The sequence below is a fragment of the Microcoleus sp. BM001215392 genome, from assembly GCF_036700185.1.
Taxonomy (GTDB): Bacteria; Cyanobacteriota; Cyanobacteriia; order Cyanobacteriales; family Microcoleaceae; genus Microcoleus.
The window spans coordinates 1-4,521 of sequence record NZ_JAUBOJ010000497.1 but is presented as its reverse complement, the minus strand read 5'-3'; the positions used below and the strand labels follow the sequence as shown (position 1 = coordinate 4,521).

Sequence of the window (4,521 nt, the reverse complement as noted above, 5' to 3'; positions counted from 1 at the left end):
CCCCCTTAGCAAGGGGGGGATTGAGGGGGGGTAAATCCAAGATCAAATTGTGATGAATTCGCCCGCGCACCGCAAAATCGTCAATTTCTACAGTGCCCCACTGTCCCAACTGTTCGCGAATGTATTGCTGCACGTAGAAATGCCCTTCGGAGGCGAGGTATGGGTTGCGATCGCGTACAATTTGAATGAGATGGCCGTGCAAGCGTTCTTTTAGATTCATTTGCGATCGGAGATAGGAGGACTACACTAAGATTATATTCTCTTTTATTTGGAAAATTCGAGGAAGACAAGCAAAATGCCCTACAGCGATTTCACCTTAGAAAGAGTCAAGCGAAGCTTTGAGTTAACAACTTCGGAAACAGTCGATTTATTCGGAGACATTAATTTCCAACTTCAAGGATTTTAAAGAGGCGATTCAGTACAGCATTGCTCTAGTCAATCAAATTGATGCCATTGTCACCCGCAACCAGCGAAATTTTCCGGTGACAACTCCTCGAATTGTCATTCCAAATCAGTTAATTGAAGAGTCAACCAATTCTCCCTAAATTTCTCAAATTGCTAAACTATCGTTACCCAAACCATCCGGAATCAATACCAACACACTTGAATAATTAATCAGGACTTACGCACGAGTGCCCAGAAACCTGGTTTTTTTTACCAAAATACTTAGTGACAGCTCAGAAACTCCGAAAAACCCGGTTTCTTCGACTGTGACGAGTGCCCAGAAACCGGGTTTTTGCGCAAATACTTCGTGACAGCGCAGAAACCCCGAAAAACCCGGTTTCTTCGACTGTGACGAGTGCCCAGAAACCGGGTTTTTACGAAAATACTTCGTGACAGCGCAGAAACCCCGAAAAACCCGGTTTCTTTAACCGACGAGTGCCCAGAAACCGAGTTTTTTCGCAAATACTTCATGACAGCGCAGAAACTCCGAAAAACCCGGTTTCTTTGACTGCGACGAGTGCCCAGAAACCGGGTTTTTACCAAAATACTTCGTGACAGCACAGAAACTCCGAAAAACCCGGTTTCTTTGACTATAATTATAACTTAAATCCAGCCGCAACAAAAATGGCAGAAAACTCCCTGCGCATTAATCACGATGCTGATTCAATCCAACTATTTTGGCAGCGCGGCCACTCTGCGCCCCGTTTCGCCCCTTCCGTAGCCTTTGAACATCCCTTTGACAGCAAAGCATTAGCCGATTTGCGCTGGTATCTCGAAGAATATCTCCGCTTTCCCTACGGACTCGAACCGGAAAATGCTAAAAAAATAGAACTGAAATTGCAAGCTTGGGGACAGCAGCTATTTGAGTTAGTATTTCGCAGCAGCGAGAAAGCGCGGGACTTTTTTCAGGAAGCGACGCGTGCCGGATTGGATAAGTGCGAAATTAGCATTGTTTCCGACAATCCCGCCGTCCTCAATTTGCCTTGGGAATTGCTGTTTGCTCCAGATTATCAATTTCTCGCACCTTTGCTGGCGGGGATGTATCGCAGTCTGAGCGAGTATGCAGTTCGGGCCGAATTGGGAACAATGTCTGACGAACAATTAAATATTTTATTAGTGATTGCTCGACCCTACGGAGAGCGCGATATTAATTTTCAAACTATCGCCCGCCCGATGTTAGAGGCGCTCAAACCAATTCAAAAACAGGTAAATCTTACTGTATTGCGTCCTCCTAGTTTAAAGCAGTTTGAAGCCGAACTGAACGCCCGCAAAGGCTTTTATCATATCGTGCATTTTGACGGACATGGCGACTTTCAAGCTGACAGCAAAACTGTTCAAACTCAATATGGAAAATCGGGAGAAGGCGTTTTAGTCTTTGAAGATAATGATGGCAAACCGGAAATAGTTACTGCTAGGGAAATTGCTCAATATTTGACAGATTGTCGCGTGCCGGTGTTTATTCTCAATGCTTGCAAATCGGGACAAGCTGGGGAAGAACCCTTTTCATCTGTGGCGGGACAGTTGGTGAAATTGGGCGCCAAAGGCGTTGTCGCAATGGCTTATTCCGTCTACGCGACGGGCGCGAAACACTTCATGGCGCGACTGTACGGGGAATTGGTGCGGGGACAAGACATCGCCTCTGCGGTGGCTGCGGGGCGCAAATCTATGTCCATCGAGAAGCAGCGCCCCAGTCCCAAAGGGCTGTTACCGCTGCAAGATTGGCTGGTGCCGGTATTGTACCAGCAGGAACCTTGCCAGCCTTTTCGGCCGAAAACTGTTCCCGACGATTTGTGGGAAGATGGCGGCGATGCAGAGACTATGCTGGCGGTAGATTTGCCAGAAGTTAGCGGTTACGGTTTTATCGGGCGAGATTACGATATTTTGCAATTGGAAAGAGCGTTTCGACAAAATCATGTCGTGCTGTTGCAGGGGATGGGAGGTGTCGGGAAAACTGAGTTAGCTGGAGGTTTTTCGCGGTGGTTAGTTGATACTCAAGGGCGCGCGGGTGGCGTTTTCTTCACTTCCTTTGAAAGCGGTGCGGGATTGAGTCAGGTAATCAATCAAATCGGTAGGGCAAAGTGGGGCGAAAAATTCGCTTCAGCTACTGCTGAAAAACAGCAAGATGTGGTGCGAAAATATTTGCAAACTAATCCTTGTTTGCTGATTTGGGATAATTTTGAACCGGTGAATGGGTTTCCCCAGGGTAATCAGCCGCTTTTACCTGCTGCGGAAAGAGATAGTTTGCAGCAGTTTCTCAAACAGTTGCGCGGGGGAAAATCTTGGGTTTTGATTACCAGTCGGCGCGAGGAAAATTGGTTGGATTGCGGTTACAAACTGCTGGAGTTAAAGGGATTGGTGCAGCCGGATGCGGAAGAGTTGGCGGCGCGAATTCTGGGGGAAGCAGGGGTTGACAGGGCGAAATTGCCTGGGGAATATCTGGAGTTGCTGAAACTGTTGGGCGGACATCCGCTGTCGCTGAGGGTGGTGTTGCGGCATTTGAAGTCGCAAACTCCGATGCAGTTGATTGAGGCGCTGCGGCGGGGATTGGATACTTTCAAGGGTGCGGAGGAGGAAGGGAGAGAGAACTCTCTAACGGTGTCGCTGGATTATTCGTTTGCCAATTTGTCGGCACGAGCGCGGCAGCATTTGCCGTTTTTAGGGCTATTTTCTGAGCGCGTTGATGCAGATTGGCTTCATGCTTTTTCAGCAAATCCTGATGATGGATATGGACAAGCATATCGGGCGGTGTTTGGGGAAAATTTGCAGAAATCGGATTGGATTGGACTCTTGAATGAAGCGACTGCCGCCGGAATTCTGGAACATTTGGAAGATTTGGGGGGAAATATTTACAAAATTCACCCGGCATTGCCTTGGTATCTGCGACAACAGTTAGACAAAATGGGTTCGCAGGAGGTAATCAGTACCCTGGAAAAAAAGTTGCTGGTTTTCTACGCAGGATTGGCGCATAAATATTGGGAGAAACTTATCAGCAATGCGGAACAGGCAACCTTTGTACTGCAAGTGGAAGAACCGAATTTATTGCAACAGTTGCGGCTAGCAGAACAGCAGCAGGAATGGGCTTGTTCCCAAGTAATTCTGCTAGCTTTGGGAGATGTGTATGAGCGGTGGGGACGCAAACCGGAATGTAAGTCGCTGCGACAACGGGCGCTGAATCAAATTGGCTTCCATTTGGCAGAGGCAAAGGGAAAGGGGCAAGATGCCTTTAATTTCTGGATGTATCTGCGGATAATAGATGCAAATGAAGCTCTTGCAAGTGCCGACTTGGAAACAGCAAGAGCCGTTTATCAAGAAATTCTGGATGAATTAACAGCCTTAAATGACCCCTCCGTTAATGACAATATTGCTGTTGCGTATCACAATCTAGGAGTGGTAGCCGAAAAGGAACGGCGATTTGATGATGCGATCGCTTTTTACCACAAAGCTCTCCAAATTAAAGAATATGCGGGGGATTTTTACCCCGCTGCTAACAACTATAACAGTCTAGGAGTGTTAGCCCAAGAGCAACGGCGGTTTGACGATGCGATCGATTTTTACAACAAAGCTCTCCAAATTTGTGAAGACGTGGGGGATGTTTACAATGCTGCTAGGCAGTATCACCAACTGGGAATAGTAGCCCAAGAGCAAGGAGATTTTGACACTGCGGTTGCCTATTTCCAAAAAGCATTTCCAGCTAGAAGTGCAGCGCAGGATTGGCCTCAAGCTTCCTCAACTCTAACTGCATGGGGCGAAACTCTGGAAGCCCACTCAAATTCGACGGAGGCGGTGAAAATTTACATTCGTGCCTTAGCCATTGACATCGAGCATAACTCTGAATTTGTTCGCTCGGATACCAATAATTTAGGGCGGATGCTCAAGCAGTTGGGAGACAGTCAGTTTCAGGAAATTTGGCGAGAGTTGACGGGTGAGGAGTGTCCGGGAGAGGTGTTTTCAATTATTCAGAAAGCCAGTGAAACAGAGGAGGAGAGAGCAGATTAATTATGACAGGATTTACGCACGGGGGCTCAGAAACCGGGTTTTTGCGAAGATATTCGTTGCGACACGCAGATTCGCGAAAAA

At 47.4% G+C, this 4,521-nt stretch carries 1 protein-coding gene and 1 pseudogene; one reads left to right on the top strand and one right to left on the bottom strand.

Annotation, left to right across the window (positions count from 1 at the left end):
- Positions 1–220: pseudogene (locus tag QT974_RS31435) on the bottom strand (peptidase M28); the annotation flags it as partial.
- 848 nt (positions 221–1,068) lie between these two features.
- Here QT974_RS31435 and QT974_RS31430 point away from each other — a divergent pair.
- The gene (locus QT974_RS31430) at positions 1,069–4,440 is read left to right on the top strand and encodes a tetratricopeptide repeat protein (RefSeq protein WP_333472296.1); all 3,372 of its coding nucleotides are present in this window, start codon (positions 1,069–1,071) and stop codon (positions 4,438–4,440) included.
- Positions 4,441–4,521 lie beyond the last annotated feature (81 nt).

Excerpts from the sequence above, each read along its gene's own strand:
- QT974_RS31430 (WP_333472296.1), top strand. The coding sequence starts at position 1,069 with ATGGCAGAAAACTCCCTGCGCATTAATCACGATGCTGATTCAATCCAA.